Consider the following 16,345-nt stretch of genomic DNA (forward strand, 5'->3'; position numbering starts at 1 on the left):
ATCTAATCAGACAGGAGAAATGTGCGGATGTCTCATATTGTGAGTCAGGAGTGGCTGCTTGATAGAATAGGAGCGGATGAGAGCTCGCTTGTTCTCCTGGACATCAGATTTTCATCCGGTGATCCTGATTATGGGCAGAACGCATATCGGAGAGGGCATCTTCCAGGAGCTATTTTTATTGACTTGAAAAAGGATTTGTCAGCATCCGTCCAGCAGCATGGTGGGAGGAGTCCATTACCTGAACTTGAGCAGCTGGCTGCCTTCTTCGGCAAGCTGGGGATAGACCGAAAGCAGCTGGTGGTCATCTATGATGATGACTTGAGGCCCGAGGCGGCAAGGCTGTGGTGGATCTTGACCTACCTTGGTCACGAAGAGGCCTACATCCTTGATGGAGGATATTCCAGATGGGAGGCTGCCGTACTTCCGGTGACCACGGAAATACCTGTCGAGCCGGAGCCGAGCAGCTTTGAGGTCAGGATTCGGCCCGAGCTGCTCGCTGATGTGAATGAGGTGAAGGCGGCATTAGGAAGAAGCGGCACCGTGTTGGTGGATTCCCGGGACTTCAAGCAGTATATCGGGGAGGAAGCGCCGTTTGATCCTGCAGCAGGACATATTCCGGGTGCCATTCATGCCTTCTGGAAGGACGGCATTCAGGGAAGCGGCAGCTTGAAGCCGCGGGAGGAGCAGCTTGCACGCTTCCAATCTCTTCAGACGGATCAGGAGATCATTGTCTACTGCGGCTCAGGCATGTCGGCCTGCCCGAATGTACTAGCTCTTAAGGAGGCGGGCTTCACCAATGTGAAGTTGTATGCTGGGAGTTGGAGCGATTGGATTTCGTATGGGGAGAACCCGATAGCGACGGGAGAAGAGTAGGAGCGAAGAGACCACGTCGGAAGCGGGTTTGGGGCTGTGACAGGTTGCCGGTGGGCGAACTGTTGCGGCCCTCTTGTGGCTTTTCTGTCAACAGCTTGCACACTGGTGCGTAACAACCTTTCGTGCGGAGCAAGTGGACGACCGCCTTCAGGAGCAATTCGCTTCGCTTTACTTGGCGTTCCCGGTATCCCTAGTTTTGGTGGCATCGGCATCGGGAACGGGCGGCTTGCCGTTGAAGCAAGCCGCCCCGTGATAAGCTTTCCCGAAAAAACGATTGAAGGGAGGATAGGCTCCCCTCAATCGTTTTCACAGCTGTCGCCTTGTCGGCCAGAACCCGGTCCAGGCGTATAATAATCGGCACTTTTGTCAGACTCCATTTTTAGAAGGTCGAATCATGCTCTTCCTGTAGAAGAGCGCCGTACTTGAAAATCTCGGACACGAACAGAACTAGTACAAGATCCGGGGATCTATATGATTCCAACCATCATTTTAGCTATATCATAACGCGTACCTCAATCCTAACTTAAAAGAATTTTGTTGATCTGGAATCTCTCTGACTCTGAGCGCTATGTAACCAAGTACACTAAAGCGAAAATAACTCTAAAAGGATAGGATCCCAGCCATGAACAAAGGACGGAAAACCACTTACGAAGAACGAATTGAAATTGTACAATATACCCTCGCTCATGATTTGGATTATCAGAAAGCGATCGAAAAATATCACGTCTCTTACCAGCAGGTGTACGCTTGGGTTCGTAAATATAAGGCCGACGGGCAGGAAGCTTTGCAAGATCATCGTGGTCGTAAAAAAACGCTAGAAGAGCTAGATGAGCAGGAACAATTAAAGCTTCGGATTAAGGAACTCGAAGCACGTAATGAATACCTTGAAATGGAGAATGCACTTGCAAAAAAGTTAGCAGAGATCCGGCGAAGAAATACACCATAACCTTCCTTCGACATGTAGACCTCTATCAAGCAATTAAGGAGCTGCATGTAGAAATGGGATATGCGATCACAAAGCTCTGTGAACTCGCAGGAATCGCCCGATCTGCATATTACAAGTGGTTGAAATGGACGCCCTCCTTCAGAGAACTCGAAAATATTGCACTAGCTAAGGATATAAAGCGTCGATACGACAAACGAAAGGGGATACTCGGTTATCGCCAAATGCGTACTCAGTTGAATCGTAAGCTTAAAAAAAACTACAACCGCAAACGGTATTATCGCATCATGCGTGCACTTGGATTAAGGGCTGTGATTCGCAAAAAGGGGCCAGATTATGTGAAAGCCCCAACCCTTCATATTGCTGAGAATCTCATGAGCCGAGAATTTCAAGCGGATGCTCCAAACCAAAAGTGGTGCACCGATGTGACAGAATTAAGGTACGGAAATGGCCGTAAGGCCTACCTAAGTGCCATTCTTGACGGATATGACAACTTTATTGTTTCGTGGGTATTGAGCCATTCAAATAACAATGAACTCGTTATGAATACAGTAAAGAAAGCTTACAGAAGGAACCCAGATGCTAAGCCGCTCTTGCACAGTGATAGAGGCTTTCAATATACCTCGCATGAATTCCCTAGCGAATATCGACGAGCAGCTTGACTAAAGAAAATAATCCCCTCAGCTTTAATAACCGAGGGGATTGAATACGGATGATTTTTGTTTTTTAGTCTGTCTACTTGACAGGGTGCATTTCAATGACGCGGGTTCTTCCATGTTATTCTGTCCCAGTCGCCACCGGATTCTCCTCGTACGAGACCCAGTCGCTCCAGCTGCCTCCGTACAGCTTCACCTTCCCGAAGCCAGCTTCGTCCAGTGCAAGTATATTAGGGCACGCGGATACGCCAGAGCCGCAATAAACGATAACATCATTGTCTTTAGGAACAGCTGCGAATCGTTCCTGAATGGCTTCTGAGCTGATCCAGTGTCCTTGATCATCCAGGAGATCCTTCCAGAAGAAATTCACAGCCCCCGGAATATGACCCGCGACCGGATCGATCGGCTCTTCCAGTCCCTCATAACGGCGAGGTTCTCGGGAATCGATCAGATAAGCTGAGCCATTACTCGAGATCTGCTTAACGGTGTCTACATCAACGAGCATAGCAGGTTGAAGCTCTGCTTCATAGCGGACCGGGATAACAACCGGCGTCTCTGCTGTTACCGGAAAATTTGCTTGTGACCAAGCTGTAAAGCCTTCGTCCATCACATAAACGGAAGGATGTCCCGTATATTTCAACATCCACCATAACCGGCTCGCGATCATTCCACCCTGATCATCATAAATAACAACACGCTTGTCCTTATCGATGCCAGCACGGCCTACCGTATCAGCAAACACGTTCATATCCGGCAATGGATGGCGTCCGCCATGCGTGGAAACCGGGGAAGAAAGGTCTTTATCCAAATCAAGATACACCGCGTGCGGAATATGAGCTTTCTCGTACGAAATCCTTCCGGCATCGGGTTGTCCCAGTGTAAAGCGGCAATCGACAATAATGATATCCGGTTCATACAATCTGGCCAGAAGCCACTTCATGGACACCAAATTTTTCATTTAGATCGGCACCGCCTTAGATAGAATATGGATAGTAAGCTTATTTATTTGGATACAGCCAGCTGCTCCATAAATTCGCTGAGCTGATTTGAGGATTTGGATAATGTTGTTGCAGCCACATCATACTTAGCGGCAAGTTCAGCCTGAGTAACCGAAATATCGAGTGCTTTCGTGTACAATTGCTCTAAGGCTGCTTTGAAGCCGCCTGGCTTACGGAAACGTGGTGATTCTTTCTGACAGAAGCCATTCCAAATAATGAGTGCGTTATAAAGAACGAATAATTTCTCATCTTCTTTATGCTCGTAGTCATTGTACAGTTGCGGGAATAGTTCTTCCGCAAGTTGACGATATGATTCGTTATCCCATTTCATGTTGTTAAGCGTAGCCATGAACTCCGTTATATTGGATGGTGCTTTCAACAAGGCCTGCTTCTCTTCATGGGAAGGTTCGATATGATGAGGCTGTCTTTCTGCCTTGCGGTCCTTTTCAAGACAGCACTTTTTGTATTTCTTGCCGCTGCCGCAGTGACAGGCATCATTTCTACCTATCTTGTTCAAAAAACTCACTCCTCAATTGGTTGTTTCAGATAGTTAGTAACTCTTACCTATATCATCATAAAAGATAAACTAAATTTTGACCACCTGTTGACCCCGTTTTATCTCGAATTTTCGAGAATTTATTATAAAAAAAGACAAAATTAAAGGCTTAGACCCTCTTTAGAACGAGAGGGAACAAGCCTATAATTCCTGATTTAATCCATTTTTTTGTTGAAAATTCAGGGAATAGTACATTCCAATTATTTCTTGACCGCACTCACTACAAGGGAGCTGTATGCTGCAGCACCTTCCTGCTCTAAATGTACACGATCTGGTCTGAAATACTCGGGGTGATCCTTACTCGCAGCATGCCAGTCGACTAGTGTGGTGTTCGGATATTTTCGGCTTATTTCAGACAGCATGGTGTTGACGTTACGCTCCCAATCCCGCGGGACTTTCGTATTCACAAGGATGACTTGTTCTGCTGGACTGAGTGAATCAAGCAAGGATTCCAGCTTCTCACTGGAGAAGGCCCCATTTGTGCCGAGTGCGATAATAACGGTTCCGCCATTCAGCTTGCCTCTCGCTTGAAGATCAGGGATAAGCTCACCCGCCTGTGCCATCTGACGACCGACGACGGCGTCAATGGATATGCCAGGCAGCTGTTTCTCCAGATAAGGCGCAACACCAAGCAGGACGGAATCACCTATGGCTGTAATGGACGATCCGCTTACAGGATCAGTTGCCTCAGATGAAGTTGTCTTGTTTGAAGTTTTTTCATTGTGAGAAGGCGGCTTTGTTGTATTTTTGCCGGGATCATGTTTGATTTGCGTTTCAGGAGCTTTGGTCTCTGGCGTTGTAAAGGTTTCTTCAGGCGGCATTACGGTTCCTGCAAAAGAAGATGCATTATCGTGCTTTGATGCTTCCGAAACACTGGTCATCATCCCGGCGCAAAATATGCCGATCATGAACAGGGTAGTGCACGAGATGACCATGCTTTTCAGAGATATCCGGTCAAGCCGCCACTGCGGATGACGTGTTTTTTGCCATAGTTTTTTAATTGCTCCTTGCTTTATAGGCTTCTCTATGTATTTCCAAGAGAGGGAGGCAAGGACGATGCTGGCCGTAATCTGTAATGACGTACGCAGAACGCTGTTGTCTATCGGGCTGCCGTTAGGGCTCGTAAGGATGAGAATTGGATAATGCCAAAGATAGATGCCGTACGAGCGAATTCCAATCCAGCGGAGCGGCTTCATTCCTATGATTTTGCCAAGGAGTGATGCCGGGTGAGCTAGAACAGCGATCACTACGGCTGCAGCGAGGGATAGAATGAACATTCCCCCTTGGTATAGATCAACATTGTAACGATCCGTGCTCCACATCATATATAACACAACCAGAAGAGCTGCTGTTCCCGTCATGTCTAACCATATCCGGACCATAGGCGAGGTGGTGGACGGTCGTTTATAGCTGGGCCATACGATGGCGAGAGCGGATCCGATCAGCAGACTGAAGACCCGGGTATCTGTTCCAAAATAGACTCGGCTGGGGTCGGTGCCAGGCTCGTAGATCAGAGCCATCGTTAATGCGGATATTCCCGCAAGCACCATGATAAAGTAAAACATTTGGCCGCGGCGCGGGAATAAATACAGGCCGACCAGCAAAATAAGAGGCCACAGCAAGTAAAACTGCTCTTCCACCGCCAGGGACCACATATGTCCAAGCGGAGAAGGAGGACCAAAAGATTCGAAATAAGACACATCTTGAACAATAAATTGCCAATTGCTTATGTATGCAGCGGCACCGATGACGTCCTTGCGTACCGATGGTAACCGGCTGTGATCAAATATAGTAATCCAAGCAACAACGATGACAAGCATCGTAAACATGGCGGGGAGCAGGCGCCGAAATCTTCTGTACCAGAAATCTTTAAGGTCAAGCCGGCCATAATTACGCCACTGTGAAGCTAAAATATCGGTAATTAAATAGCCGGATAGAACAAAAAATATGCTTACTCCGAGGAAGCCTCCGGGAGCAAATTCAAACCCGAAGTGGTAGCTTATTACACCGAACAGCGCTAATGCCCTTAGACCATCAAGTCCCGGCATGTAGCGGCTTTGTTTTTTTATCGGATCAGACACAGGTAATCACCCCTGTCTTATTTGAAATGCATAAGTTGCAGCTGTTCAAGGGTACGTATGATGCGTTGGAATTTACAAACGTCTGGATGCTGTTATTCATGTTAGTCATTTGGAGCACGTAGAATTCTTCCCTTTCCAAAACAAGATGTCTTAAATTAATACTATCACTGCAGGATGAAAAGAAAATGACAAAATGGTAAAAGTAATCAGTTCATAACGTGGGGATTTCTGTGACTAACCCGGTATTGAAATCAATTGTAATCCGGCGGTTGTGACGATGCTTTGTTAGCTGTCTTTAGAGGGGGGTCTTATATTAAAACACGCCAGAGTTTATTTAAGATATTTAAGGTGATCTGGCGTGCTGCTCTTACAGAACATAAACTAATGAAATATAAGTGAAACAAATGATTGCATAAATAGTAACATATGGTGATTATGAGCTAGGAGTTTACACTTGGTCTTTTTCGGAAAAATGTTTTAAGGGCTTCGTAGATCTCGCTCTTATCTTTAATTACATGGAACAAAAACTGGTCCAGCTTAATGTTCTTATACGCCGACATCAGTGTGCTGCTGCGATTGTACTGATTCACCTCGCCATACCCGAACATGTTGCTTACCTTAAGCAGTTCTCCAATCAGCTTGACACAGCGCTCGTTGTCGGATGTCAGGTTATCACCGTCCGAGAAGTGAAACGGATAAATATTGTAATGATCGGGAGGGTACCGTCGATTAATAATCTCAAGTGCCTTGATATAGGCGGAAGAACAAATTGTACCCCCGCTTTCTCCCCGTGTGAAGAACTCCTCTTCGGTTACTTCCTTGGCTTCTGTATGGTGGGCGATAAACACAATTTCAACTTTTTCATACTGACGTCTCAGGAAGCGTGTCATCCAGAAGAAGAAGCTGCGAGCGCAGTATTTCTCGAAGGAGCCCATAGAGCCAGAGGTGTCCATCATGGCGATGATTACCGCGCTTGACTCTGGAATGACGGTATCATCCCAGGTCTTATAACGGAGATCGTCCGGACTGATATGATGAATTCCAGGTTTTCCTGAGGTCGAGTTGCGGCGGAGATTTTCAAGAATGGTTCTTTTTTTATCAATGTTCGACATAATGCCCTTTTTACGGATGTCGTTGAAGACGATCGACTGTGTTTCAAGCTGTTCCTTATCCTTGGGTTTAAGCAGAGGGAGCTCTAATTCCTCGAACAGCATGTTTTCGAGTTCCTCCATATTTATCTCTGTTTCTATAACATCTTGACCAGGCTGGTCTCCGGCTTGATCACCTTTTCCCGGTGACTGCTGCTCAGAACTGTCACGACCCAGCACATCGCCAACCTTACTGTCTCCGTTTCCTTGCCCGACATGTTTTTGTTTCTGATAGTTATAAATGAACCGGTATTCGTCCAAGCTGCGAATCGGTACCTTAATGATCTGTTTCCCATCGGAGAGAATAATGTTCTCCTCCGTAATGAGATCAGGCAGGTTCTGCTTGAGAACTTCCTTGATTTTACGTTGATGGCGAACCTGATCCTGGTAACCTTTTCGGTGCAGCGACCAATCCTCACGGGATACAACAAACGACAGGGACTCTTCGTTATTCACGGACAGGCACCTCCCACTTTTCGACTTTTGCTTCCGTTATAAGGTCTGTAGTATTTCATTATATTCTTGCTTACTGTCGATATGTGAGGGTGGCGGGACTGATCTCCTGTTTCGGCTTGGTCTATTTTCCGATTATAAAAAAGCTTGCCCCAGCCTACATTGAATGCAGGATTGGACAAGCCATTTAGGGATATTCGTCATCATGTGTCTGAACAATCAACTGCTCCATACCATGATGATCATAATCAGAAAGGTTATCAAAACGATACCATTGATAATGGCACCAATAATAGAGTAGGATCTCTTTTGTTTTTTGGAGAAGGAGCCTACCATTCCGAGAATGAAGCCGATGAGGTTAATAAAAAAAATAATGAGGAATATAGCGGCAAGAGATGTCATCGCTTCAAGTGATTCCTGGGATGGCTGCTCGATGCCTTCAGGAGTGGAATAGGGTTCAATCATTGCTGTTCCCAGAGGAGTCAGAATGATGTAAGCAATTAAAGTAATCATGGCGAGAATGAACGATGTGAGTCCCAGGCTGAGTTTTTTCTTCTGTCCCTTCGAGGGTGGTGCGGATTTCGGTTGTTCTGAGACATCCTTCGGCTTCAAAGGAAGTGAGGGGGCCTTCTTCTTCATACTAGCTTCGCTCCTTGTTCATGAGTCATTATGTAAATGGTATCTGTACTAATTTTTCACAAAATGGTCGTGAAATCAAGTGCTTTACAATTAAGCGGCGCCGTGACAAACCTGTATCAGCCAGTTAAACTAAAGGTTAGAACGTCGAAGGAGATGGTCAAAAGATGCAGAGAACATTTATGGCTTGGGGCGCTGTATTCATGGCACTGTCTGTTGCTATCGGAGCATTTGGCGCTCACATGCTGGAGCAAAAAATCAGTGTGGATGCGCTCGCAACCTATGAAACAGGTGTGCAGTACCACATGATTCACGGGATCGCACTTATTATTACAGGGCTGGCGGCCGGATTGTTCGGTGAGTCGAGAAAGCTATTCTGGGCAGGCGTATTGTTTATTGCAGGAATTATTATTTTCTCTGGAAGCCTGTATATACTGAGCGTAAGCGGAATCAAGTGGCTGGGGGCTATCACGCCGATTGGCGGGGTATCCTTTATTGCCGGCTGGTTAATGCTTATGTCATCGGCTTGGTCCCACAAGAAAGCATAACGATTATATTATTAAAATACGGCTTGCCATATCCGAAGAGGGAGAGGCGAAGCCGTATTTTTTATGATTCTAGCTGGCGCTGAATTCATCAATTTCGTTCAAGGTAAAAGTATAGACCTGTTTTTCATCAACATGATACACACTTACGATCTGGTCGATCTCATCGAAGTTAAGAATTCGGCAGGGTAAGCTTACCTGCTTCCCATTACGGTTCGCAGTAAGTCGAACTAAGCGATTGCCCTTGGAATAAATCTTAATCCATTCGAAAGGGTCGTTCTCGGCTGATTGCGGGGTACTTGCGACTGATGGCTTCGATTCCTTATTGGGGTTGGAATTGCCTTTAGCCGTATTTTTCGAGGGGGTAGCGTTTTTGGCAGATGGTGGATCATTCAAGGTCGATGTTTTGGAAACCTTGCTAATGACAGAGCGTTTTTTAGTCTGAATTAAGCTGTCAATAATTTCTCCAAGCTCTATTCCTGACTTTACGCGAAAATCTACGACCTCTTCTGTATGGTTCAGCATCTCAAGCAAATGTTGCAAAGCTAGTGCGTTGGAAGGGCTTTTAACAAGAATATCAACGTTAAATAAAAAACCGTTATCATCTGGGGCTGCACTGTTTTTCATAGTTTTACGGTTCACCAGCTTTCAATATCTTTCCTAACCACAACTATACCATATATAGGGGATTTTCATAGACCTAATGTCATGCCTGAATTCATAAAAATCTTTTTAAATAGTGACGTTTGCACCATATCGTTCTTTGCCGAATACACATGATCATAACCGGTTGAGAGGGGGTGTTTCATGGTTACGCTGCTTCCGATTGATATAGAGGGACATACCGTCATGGGTGTTGAGGTAAAGCTCCCCAAGACCACTTTGCTTGCTGTTTATACATCTCGAGGATATATTATGTGTGGTGCCTTGGATGTAGGGCTTCTTAATCAAAAACTTGCGGATCGTCAGATTATTGCCGGGCGTGCTGTCGGTGTCAGAACGCTCGAGGATTTGCTTGAAGCGCCTCTTGAGTCTGTTACAATTGAAGCGGAAAAGTGGGGGGTTCATCCCGGGTTAAAGGGCAGAGATGCTATTATACGAATGCTGTAATTATCAGTTCATACAAAAAAGGATGATTCTGAGCGGAATCGTCCTTTCTCGTTATTATGCTGTTACATATTCACCCGGGCACATTGTTAAACACCTTATTACATATAATAAGGCAAGATTGGGATTACCGTCTTCAATGGTCTTAGGCTCATGGTTGATTCGAAGAATAAGCACAGGGGTAAACTACATTTAGATGCTTAGATGAAACACATATTAATTGTGAAGACATTCATATACAGGAAGGGATGGGATTAAAAATGGCAAAAACAGATTCTAACAAAACAAGCAGCAAAACCAAAAAAACAGGCGTTGAGCAAATGCTGAACCAGCAAGTGGCTAATCTTGCGGTATTCTATGTTAAGCTTCATAACTATCACTGGTATGTGTCTGGTGAACAGTTCTTCTCCTTGCACGTCAAGTTTGAAGAATTATATGATGAAGTAACCTTGAAGATGGATGAAATCGCTGAGCGTTTACTTGCCCTTAAAGGTAAACCTGCAGCAACCATGAAGGAATATCTTGAAATTTCTACGATCCAGGAAGCAACAGGAAATGAAGATACGCGCGGAATGGTGCAGCAGCTGATCGAGGACTTCGCTACGCTGTCAGAGGAATTTCAAGAGGGTATCGAAATGGCTGAAAAAGCCGAGGATATGCCTACTTCCGACATGCTGACAGGCTTCAAAACAGATTTTGAAAAACATATGTGGATGCTTCGTTCTTTTCTTGGCTAATCATGCAGTCTGACTCGTGGCTTTATCCTATTTGGAATACAAGGACCGTTTGGTGACGAACGATTATTGCGGTCGGTACCGGATGCTGTCGACAAGGGAGAGTAACACATCATACAGCAGGCAGATACGAAGCTAACGGGTAGCTTAGCACCAGGCTTGGCCGGTTCAACCGGTCAGGCCTGTTTTATTGATGAAAAGCGCGTAGATTAGTGCCTAAGCCAGTTCGCCGTGTTGAATTGCGATGCCTTTTATTATAAAATGACTTGAGAATCACTGAGAATCAGTTTAGAATAATTATAAATAAAGGAAAAGCTTCTGTGATACATCAGGGCGACCAATCCTGTTATCATAAATACAATTATCACTATACTCAATTCGACGGAGGGAATATTACATGTCAACGAAGTTTGTCATTGAAGGTTTGAAAGCACAAATCGAAGGCAAGGAAATACTTAAAGGCATTAACCTGGAGATGAACGGCGGAGAAGTTCATGCCATCATGGGACCAAACGGAACAGGTAAGAGTACTTTGGCTTCCGCTTTGATGGGTCATCCTAAATATGAAGTAACTGAAGGCAGCGTTACTTTGGACGGTAAGGACCTGCTTGAAATGGAAGTTGATGAGCGTGCTCTGGCAGGGTTGTTCCTTGCAATGCAGTATCCGAGTGAAATTGCAGGGGTGACGAATTCTGACTTCCTGCGCAGTGCCATTAATGCTCGCCGTGGTGAAGGCAATGAGATTTCCCTCATTAAATTTATCCGCCAAATGGAAGGCAAGATGAAAGAGCTTGAGATGAATCCTGAATTCGCTCACCGTTACCTGAATGAAGGCTTCTCCGGCGGTGAAAAGAAGCGTAACGAGATTCTTCAAATGATGATGCTTGAGCCAAAACTTGTTATTTTGGACGAAATTGACTCCGGTCTTGACATCGATGCCCTGAGAATCGTAGCGAATGGTGTCAATGCAATGAAAGCTGAAGACCGTGGTTTCTTGATTATTACCCACTATCAGCGTTTGCTTAACTATATTACACCAGATTTTGTACACGTAATGATGCAAGGCCGTATCGTGAAATCCGGCGGTCCTGAGCTCGCTCAGCGTCTGGAAGCAGAAGGTTATGATTGGATTAAGGAAGAGCTCGGCATTACTGACGAAACTGTAGGTCAAGAGGCGTAAATAGACAGGAGGAGAAAACGAAATGACAACACAAACCATTCTTCCGGTCAACGCTGAGACTTTGAAGGCACTGTCCGCAAGCAAGCAGGAACCTGCTTGGGTAACGGAAAGCCGCCTTGCCGCTTTGGAGCTGGCCGGTCAGTTGGAACTGCCTAAGCTGGAGAAACAGCGGATTGACCGCTGGAATATTCAAGCATTCGGTGAGCATAAACAAAATGATCAGCTGTCGTCTCTTGAAGATCTTCCTGAAGAAGCAGCGATGCTTGTCGCTGGGTCAAGAGAAGGTGGCCTCGTTATTCAGCGTAATTCGGGAACGGTATACACAAAGCTGTCTGATGAGCTTGCAGCTAAAGGTGTAATCTTTACGGACCTGGAAACAGCTGTGAGAGAACATGAGAGTCTTGTAAAGCCTTATCTCCATCAAGCTATGAAGAGTGATGAGCATTCCCTTGCCGCACTTCATGCTGCGACATGGAACGGAGGGGTCTTCCTCTATGTTCCTAAAAATGTAGAAGTTGAGCTTCCGCTTCAGGCTGTAATGCTAACGGATGATGCAGAAGCACTGTTTGCGCCTCATGTACTCATCGTTGCTGAAGCGAACAGCCGTGTTACTTATGTAGATAACTATGTTTCGAACAGCTTGTCCGGTCATGTTACACATAACGGAGCGGTTGAAGTATTCGTTAAAAATGGTGCGAAAGTTCGTTTTGCGTCCGTTCACCAAATGACATCAGATATCACGGATATCACCTACCGCCGTGCGGTCGTTGAAAACGACGGATCCATCGAATGGATCGTTGGTGAGATGAATGATGGCGATACAGCAAGTGATACTATGAGCGTTCTGCAAGGGAATGGTTCCTTGTCTGATGCCAAAGTAATTGCTGTAGGTTCCGGTACGCAGAAGATTAACTATACAACACGGGCACGTCACTTCGGAAAAAGCACTGGAAGCCAAATGATTACCCGTGCAGTTATGCGTGAAGAAGCTCAAGCGATCATTAACGGAATTACGAAGATTGAGAAAGGCGCTACGAAAGCGGACGGACAGCAAACTGAGCGTGTATTGATGCTTAGTCCTAAAGCTCGTGGTGACGCCAACCCAATTCTTCTGATTGATGAAGATGATGTTACTGCAGGTCACGCAGCATCCGTTGGTCAGGTTAACCCAGAAATGATCTATTACCTGATGTCTCGCGGTATTTCTCGTACGGCTGCCGAATCCTTGATTATCTACGGATTCCTGGCTCCTGTGGTTAGCGAGATTCCTTTGGAAGGGCTTCGTGATCAACTTCAACGCCTTGTTGAAAGGAAGCTGGGGCAATGAATGCATCTATCCGTGAACAGTTTCCCATCTTACAGCAGGAAATAAACGGCCATCCGCTGGTATACCTTGATAACGCCGCGACTTCTCAGAAGCCGCGTGCTGTTATTGATGCCGTGAAGCACTACTACGAGTGGGAGAACGCTAACGTTCACCGTGGCGTTCATACACTTGGCAGTCGGGCTACTGATGCGTATGAAGGAGCACGTGAGAAAGTAGCTCGTTTCATTAACGCAAAGAGCACGGAAGAAATTATTTTCACCCGCGGAACGACGACAGCTCTCAATCTTGTAGCTTCGTCGTATGCACGTTCTGTCTGCGGACCGGGTGATGAAATCGTTCTGACGGAAATGGAGCATCATAGTAATCTTATTCCGTGGCAGCAGGCGGCGCTTGCCGTCGGTGCCACGCTGAAATATATACCCATTCAGGCTGACGGTTCGATTACACTTGAAGATGTTGAGAAGACAGTCACCGATCGAACGAAGGTTGTAGCCATTGCATATGTATCGAATGTAATGGGAGTCGTTCATCCGGTGAAAGAAATTGCAGAGATTGCCCACCGCCACGGTGCTGTGATCGTGGTGGATGGAGCTCAAAGCACACCGCATATGAAAGTGGATGTACGGGATCTCGATTGTGATTTCTATGCTCTTTCCGGTCATAAAATGTGTGCTCCAACTGGAATTGGTGCTTTGTACGGTAAAAAAGAGCTGCTTGAAAAGATGGAGCCGATCGAATTTGGCGGTGAGATGATTAACGATGTTGGCCTCTATGAATCCAACTGGAAGGAGCTTCCTTGGAAGTTTGAAGGTGGTACCCCAATCATTAGCGGGGCTGTTGGGCTTGGAGCAGCCATCGATTTCCTTGAAGAGATCGGTATGGATGAAATTGCACGGCACGAAAGCCGCCTGGCGAAGTATGCGATGGATCGACTTAGCGAGATTGAAGGGATCAGCCTGTACGGCCCGCGTGAGCGGGAGGTTGGACTAGTTACTTTTAATCTTGGCGATGTGCATCCCCATGACGTGGCAACAGTACTGGATGCACAGGGCATTGCGATTCGTGCAGGTCATCACTGCTGCCAACCGCTCATGCGCTGGCTTAAAGTTTCATCTACAGCACGTGCAAGTTTTTATCTGTATAATACAGAAGAAGAGGTCGACTTACTTGTCAGCGCCTTAATCCAGACAAAGGAGTATTTTGGCGATGCAACTTGATGATTTGTATAGACGTGTCATTATGGATCATTATAAAAACCCTCGTAACCACGGGAAATTTGAGAATGATGCAGTGACGATTGACTTGAACAATCCGACATGCGGGGACCGAATTTCTCTACAATTAAAAGTGGAGGACGGAGTCGTAAAGGATGCCAAGTATACGGGCGAAGGCTGCTCGATCAGCATGTCTTCCGCTTCCATGATGACGGAGGCTGTTAAAGGCAAAACGCTTGAAGAAGCGGTTATGCTGGCTTCCAAATTCTCTTGCCTGATGAAAGGTGAGGATGTTGAGTTTGAGGATTACGAAGATATTGAAGCCCTGTCCGGTGTTAACAAGTTCCCTGCACGTATTAAATGCGCAACGCTTGCCTGGAATGCACTGCGAAAAGGTATAGAAGATACAGAGCAGAAAGACTAAGAACAATAGGGAGGTATGACTAATGGCTAAAAAGGCTCCTGAAATTGAAGAGTATAAATATGGCTTCCGTGACGAACATAAAGCTATTTTTCAGACCGGTAAAGGTCTGACCCGGGAAGTCGTAATGGAAATTTCTAAAATCAAAAATGAACCAGAGTGGATGCTTGAATTCCGCCTGAAAGCTCTTGAGCAATTCGAGAAAATGGAGATGCCTAACTGGGGCGGCAATCTGGATGAACTGGATTTCAACGATATCCAGTATTATGTTAGACCGTCCGAGAAGCAAGGTAAGACATGGGAGGAAGTACCTTCCGAGATTAAAGAAACATTTGATAAACTGGGCATTCCTGAAGCGGAGCAGAAGTTCCTCGCAGGTGTATCCGCACAGTATGAATCTGAAGTTGTATACCACAACATGCAGAAAGAGCTTGAAGAACAAGGTGTTATCTTTACAGATACGGATACGGCTCTTAGAGAACATCCGGAAATCTTCAAGGAGTATTTCTCCACAGTTGTTCCCACAACAGACAATAAGTTCGCGGCTCTGAACAGTGCTGTATGGTCAGGCGGAAGCTTTATCTATGTACCAAAAGGCGTGAAGTGTGAAATTCCGCTTCAAGCTTACTTCCGGATTAACTCCGAGAACATGGGGCAATTCGAGCGTACGCTGATCATTGCAGACGAAGACAGCTTTGTTCACTATGTTGAAGGATGTACTGCTCCGATCTATAGTACGAACTCCCTGCATAGTGCCGTTGTTGAGATCATCTGTAAGAAGAATGCACGGGTTCGTTATACAACAATTCAAAACTGGGCTCCTAATATTTACAACCTGGTTACGAAGCGTGCGGTTGCAGAAGAGAATGCAACAATGGAATGGGTAGATGGTAACATCGGATCTAAACTCACAATGAAATATCCGGCAGTTATCCTGAAAGGCCGTGGTGCGAAAGGTATGGTTCTTTCCATCGCTGTCGCAGGTAAAGGCCAGCATCAGGATGCTGGTGCGAAGATGATTCACTTGGCACCGGACACAACGTCCACAATTGTATCCAAATCGATTAGTAAACACGGTGGTAAAGTAACATACCGCGGTCTTGCTTCATTTGGACGTAATGCTGAAGGTGCTAAAGCCAACATCGAGTGTGATACGCTTATTTTGGATAACGAGTCCACTTCAGATACGATTCCTTACAATGAAATTAAGAACGATAATGTGACGCTGGAGCATGAAGCGAAGGTATCCAAGGTTTCTGAGGAGCAGCTGTTCTATCTCATGAGCCGCGGATTGAGTGAAGCGGAAGCGACACAAATGATCGTTATGGGCTTTATCGAGCCGTTCACGAAAGAGCTGCCGATGGAATATGCGGTAGAGATGAACAGATTGATAAAATTCGAAATGGAAGGCAGTATCGGTTAATACCTTGAAATCCTTGCTGTAACAAGGTTTTATAGGGTTCGGAATGGGAA

The 16,345-nt window shown here is 45.8% G+C and carries 17 protein-coding genes; 11 read left to right on the top strand and 6 right to left on the bottom strand.

The window, feature by feature from the left end:
* Positions 1 to 27: 27 nt before the first annotated feature.
* The 3 genes from BN1234_RS12515 (at position 28) to BN1234_RS12525 (ending at position 2,478) form a co-directional block, all read left to right on the top strand.
* Positions 28 to 873: a sulfurtransferase gene (locus BN1234_RS12515; protein WP_054957002.1), complete on the top strand. Its 846-nt coding sequence runs from the start codon at positions 28 to 30 to the stop codon at positions 871 to 873.
* Positions 874 to 1,495: 622 nt separating this feature from the next.
* Positions 1,496 to 1,819, top strand: a complete 324-nt coding sequence (locus BN1234_RS12520) for a helix-turn-helix domain-containing protein (protein ID WP_082423192.1) — start codon at positions 1,496 to 1,498, stop codon at positions 1,817 to 1,819.
* Positions 1,816 to 2,478 (top strand): IS3 family transposase, encoded by a 663-nt coding sequence (locus tag BN1234_RS12525; protein ID WP_156337207.1) that lies wholly within the window; start codon positions 1,816 to 1,818, stop codon positions 2,476 to 2,478. Before BN1234_RS12520 ends, BN1234_RS12525 begins: the two co-directional genes overlap by 4 nt.
* A gap of 115 nt (positions 2,479 to 2,593) precedes the next feature.
* Here the strand turns inward: BN1234_RS12525 and BN1234_RS12530 are convergent, their stop codons facing one another.
* From BN1234_RS12530 to BN1234_RS12550, 5 genes are all read right to left on the bottom strand, one after another.
* The gene (locus tag BN1234_RS12530; protein ID WP_054957003.1) at positions 2,594 to 3,430 is read right to left on the bottom strand and encodes a sulfurtransferase; all 837 of its coding nucleotides are present in this window, start codon (positions 3,428 to 3,430) and stop codon (positions 2,594 to 2,596) included.
* A 44-nt stretch (positions 3,431 to 3,474) separates the two neighbouring features.
* Positions 3,475 to 3,987, bottom strand: a complete 513-nt coding sequence (locus BN1234_RS22760; RefSeq protein WP_054957004.1) for an SEC-C metal-binding domain-containing protein — start codon at positions 3,985 to 3,987, stop codon at positions 3,475 to 3,477.
* A gap of 239 nt (positions 3,988 to 4,226) precedes the next feature.
* A complete protein-coding gene (locus tag BN1234_RS12540; RefSeq protein ID WP_245640165.1) occupies positions 4,227 to 6,107 on the bottom strand; it encodes an acyltransferase family protein in 1,881 nt (626 codons plus the stop codon).
* A 440-nt stretch (positions 6,108 to 6,547) separates the two neighbouring features.
* The gene (gene yhbH, locus BN1234_RS12545; protein ID WP_054957005.1) at positions 6,548 to 7,711 is read right to left on the bottom strand and encodes a sporulation protein YhbH; all 1,164 of its coding nucleotides are present in this window, start codon (positions 7,709 to 7,711) and stop codon (positions 6,548 to 6,550) included.
* A gap of 216 nt (positions 7,712 to 7,927) precedes the next feature.
* A complete protein-coding gene (locus tag BN1234_RS12550; RefSeq protein WP_054957006.1) occupies positions 7,928 to 8,347 on the bottom strand; it encodes a hypothetical protein in 420 nt (139 codons plus the stop codon).
* Positions 8,348 to 8,511: 164 nt separating this feature from the next.
* Here BN1234_RS12550 and BN1234_RS12555 point away from each other — a divergent pair, with 164 nt between their 5' ends.
* A complete protein-coding gene (locus BN1234_RS12555; RefSeq protein ID WP_054957007.1) occupies positions 8,512 to 8,892 on the top strand; it encodes a DUF423 domain-containing protein in 381 nt (126 codons plus the stop codon).
* 69 nt (positions 8,893 to 8,961) lie between these two features.
* Here the strand turns inward: BN1234_RS12555 and BN1234_RS12560 are convergent, their stop codons facing one another.
* Complete coding sequence (locus BN1234_RS12560; RefSeq protein WP_054957008.1) at positions 8,962 to 9,516, bottom strand: hypothetical protein; 555 nt, start codon at positions 9,514 to 9,516, stop codon at positions 8,962 to 8,964.
* 180 nt (positions 9,517 to 9,696) lie between these two features.
* On the opposite strand from BN1234_RS12560, the gene BN1234_RS12565 reads away from it, so the two are divergent.
* The 7 genes from BN1234_RS12565 (at position 9,697) to sufB (ending at position 16,295) form a co-directional block, all read left to right on the top strand.
* The gene (locus BN1234_RS12565) at positions 9,697 to 9,999 is read left to right on the top strand and encodes a YunC family protein (RefSeq protein WP_054957009.1); all 303 of its coding nucleotides are present in this window, start codon (positions 9,697 to 9,699) and stop codon (positions 9,997 to 9,999) included.
* 257 nt (positions 10,000 to 10,256) lie between these two features.
* Positions 10,257 to 10,733 carry a Dps family protein gene (locus tag BN1234_RS12570; protein ID WP_054957010.1) on the top strand — a complete coding sequence of 159 codons (477 nt, stop codon included), beginning with the start codon at positions 10,257 to 10,259 and terminating at the stop codon, positions 10,731 to 10,733.
* A 394-nt stretch (positions 10,734 to 11,127) separates the two neighbouring features.
* On the top strand, positions 11,128 to 11,910 hold the full coding sequence (gene sufC / locus BN1234_RS12575) for a Fe-S cluster assembly ATPase SufC (protein ID WP_054957011.1): 783 nt from the start codon (positions 11,128 to 11,130) through the stop codon (positions 11,908 to 11,910).
* A gap of 22 nt (positions 11,911 to 11,932) precedes the next feature.
* Positions 11,933 to 13,237, top strand: coding sequence for a Fe-S cluster assembly protein SufD (sufD, locus tag BN1234_RS12580; RefSeq protein WP_054957012.1), 1,305 nt, complete (start codon positions 11,933 to 11,935; stop codon positions 13,235 to 13,237).
* Positions 13,234 to 14,454, top strand: a complete 1,221-nt coding sequence (locus tag BN1234_RS12585) for a cysteine desulfurase (protein ID WP_054957013.1) — start codon at positions 13,234 to 13,236, stop codon at positions 14,452 to 14,454. Before sufD ends, BN1234_RS12585 begins: the two co-directional genes overlap by 4 nt.
* A complete protein-coding gene (gene sufU, locus BN1234_RS12590) occupies positions 14,444 to 14,875 on the top strand; it encodes a Fe-S cluster assembly sulfur transfer protein SufU (protein WP_054957014.1) in 432 nt (143 codons plus the stop codon). The genes BN1234_RS12585 and sufU overlap by 11 nt, the downstream gene beginning before the upstream one ends.
* Positions 14,876 to 14,897: 22 nt before the next feature.
* Positions 14,898 to 16,295 (top strand): Fe-S cluster assembly protein SufB, encoded by a 1,398-nt coding sequence (sufB, locus tag BN1234_RS12595; protein ID WP_054957015.1) that lies wholly within the window; start codon positions 14,898 to 14,900, stop codon positions 16,293 to 16,295.
* Positions 16,296 to 16,345 lie beyond the last annotated feature (50 nt).

This window comes from Paenibacillus dakarensis (assembly GCF_001373415.1).
GTDB classification, from domain to species: domain Bacteria; phylum Bacillota; class Bacilli; order Paenibacillales; family Paenibacillaceae; genus Paenibacillus_AQ; species Paenibacillus_AQ dakarensis.

Coding starts and splice junctions, on each gene's coding strand:
- BN1234_RS12515 (WP_054957002.1), top strand. CDS start 28: ATGTCTCATATTGTGAGTCAGGAGTGGCTGCTTGATAGAATAGGAGCG.
- BN1234_RS12520 (WP_082423192.1), top strand. CDS start 1,496: ATGAACAAAGGACGGAAAACCACTTACGAAGAACGAATTGAAATTGTA.
- BN1234_RS12530 (WP_054957003.1), bottom strand. CDS start 3,430: ATGAAAAATTTGGTGTCCATGAAGTGGCTTCTGGCCAGATTGTATGAA.
- BN1234_RS12550 (WP_054957006.1), bottom strand. CDS start 8,347: ATGAAGAAGAAGGCCCCCTCACTTCCTTTGAAGCCGAAGGATGTCTCA.
- BN1234_RS12555 (WP_054957007.1), top strand. CDS start 8,512: ATGCAGAGAACATTTATGGCTTGGGGCGCTGTATTCATGGCACTGTCT.
- BN1234_RS12560 (WP_054957008.1), bottom strand. CDS start 9,516: ATGAAAAACAGTGCAGCCCCAGATGATAACGGTTTTTTATTTAACGTT.
- BN1234_RS12565 (WP_054957009.1), top strand. CDS start 9,697: ATGGTTACGCTGCTTCCGATTGATATAGAGGGACATACCGTCATGGGT.
- BN1234_RS12570 (WP_054957010.1), top strand. CDS start 10,257: ATGGCAAAAACAGATTCTAACAAAACAAGCAGCAAAACCAAAAAAACA.
- sufC (WP_054957011.1), top strand. CDS start 11,128: ATGTCAACGAAGTTTGTCATTGAAGGTTTGAAAGCACAAATCGAAGGC.
- sufD (WP_054957012.1), top strand. CDS start 11,933: ATGACAACACAAACCATTCTTCCGGTCAACGCTGAGACTTTGAAGGCA.
- BN1234_RS12585 (WP_054957013.1), top strand. CDS start 13,234: ATGAATGCATCTATCCGTGAACAGTTTCCCATCTTACAGCAGGAAATA.
- sufU (WP_054957014.1), top strand. CDS start 14,444: ATGCAACTTGATGATTTGTATAGACGTGTCATTATGGATCATTATAAA.
- sufB (WP_054957015.1), top strand. CDS start 14,898: ATGGCTAAAAAGGCTCCTGAAATTGAAGAGTATAAATATGGCTTCCGT.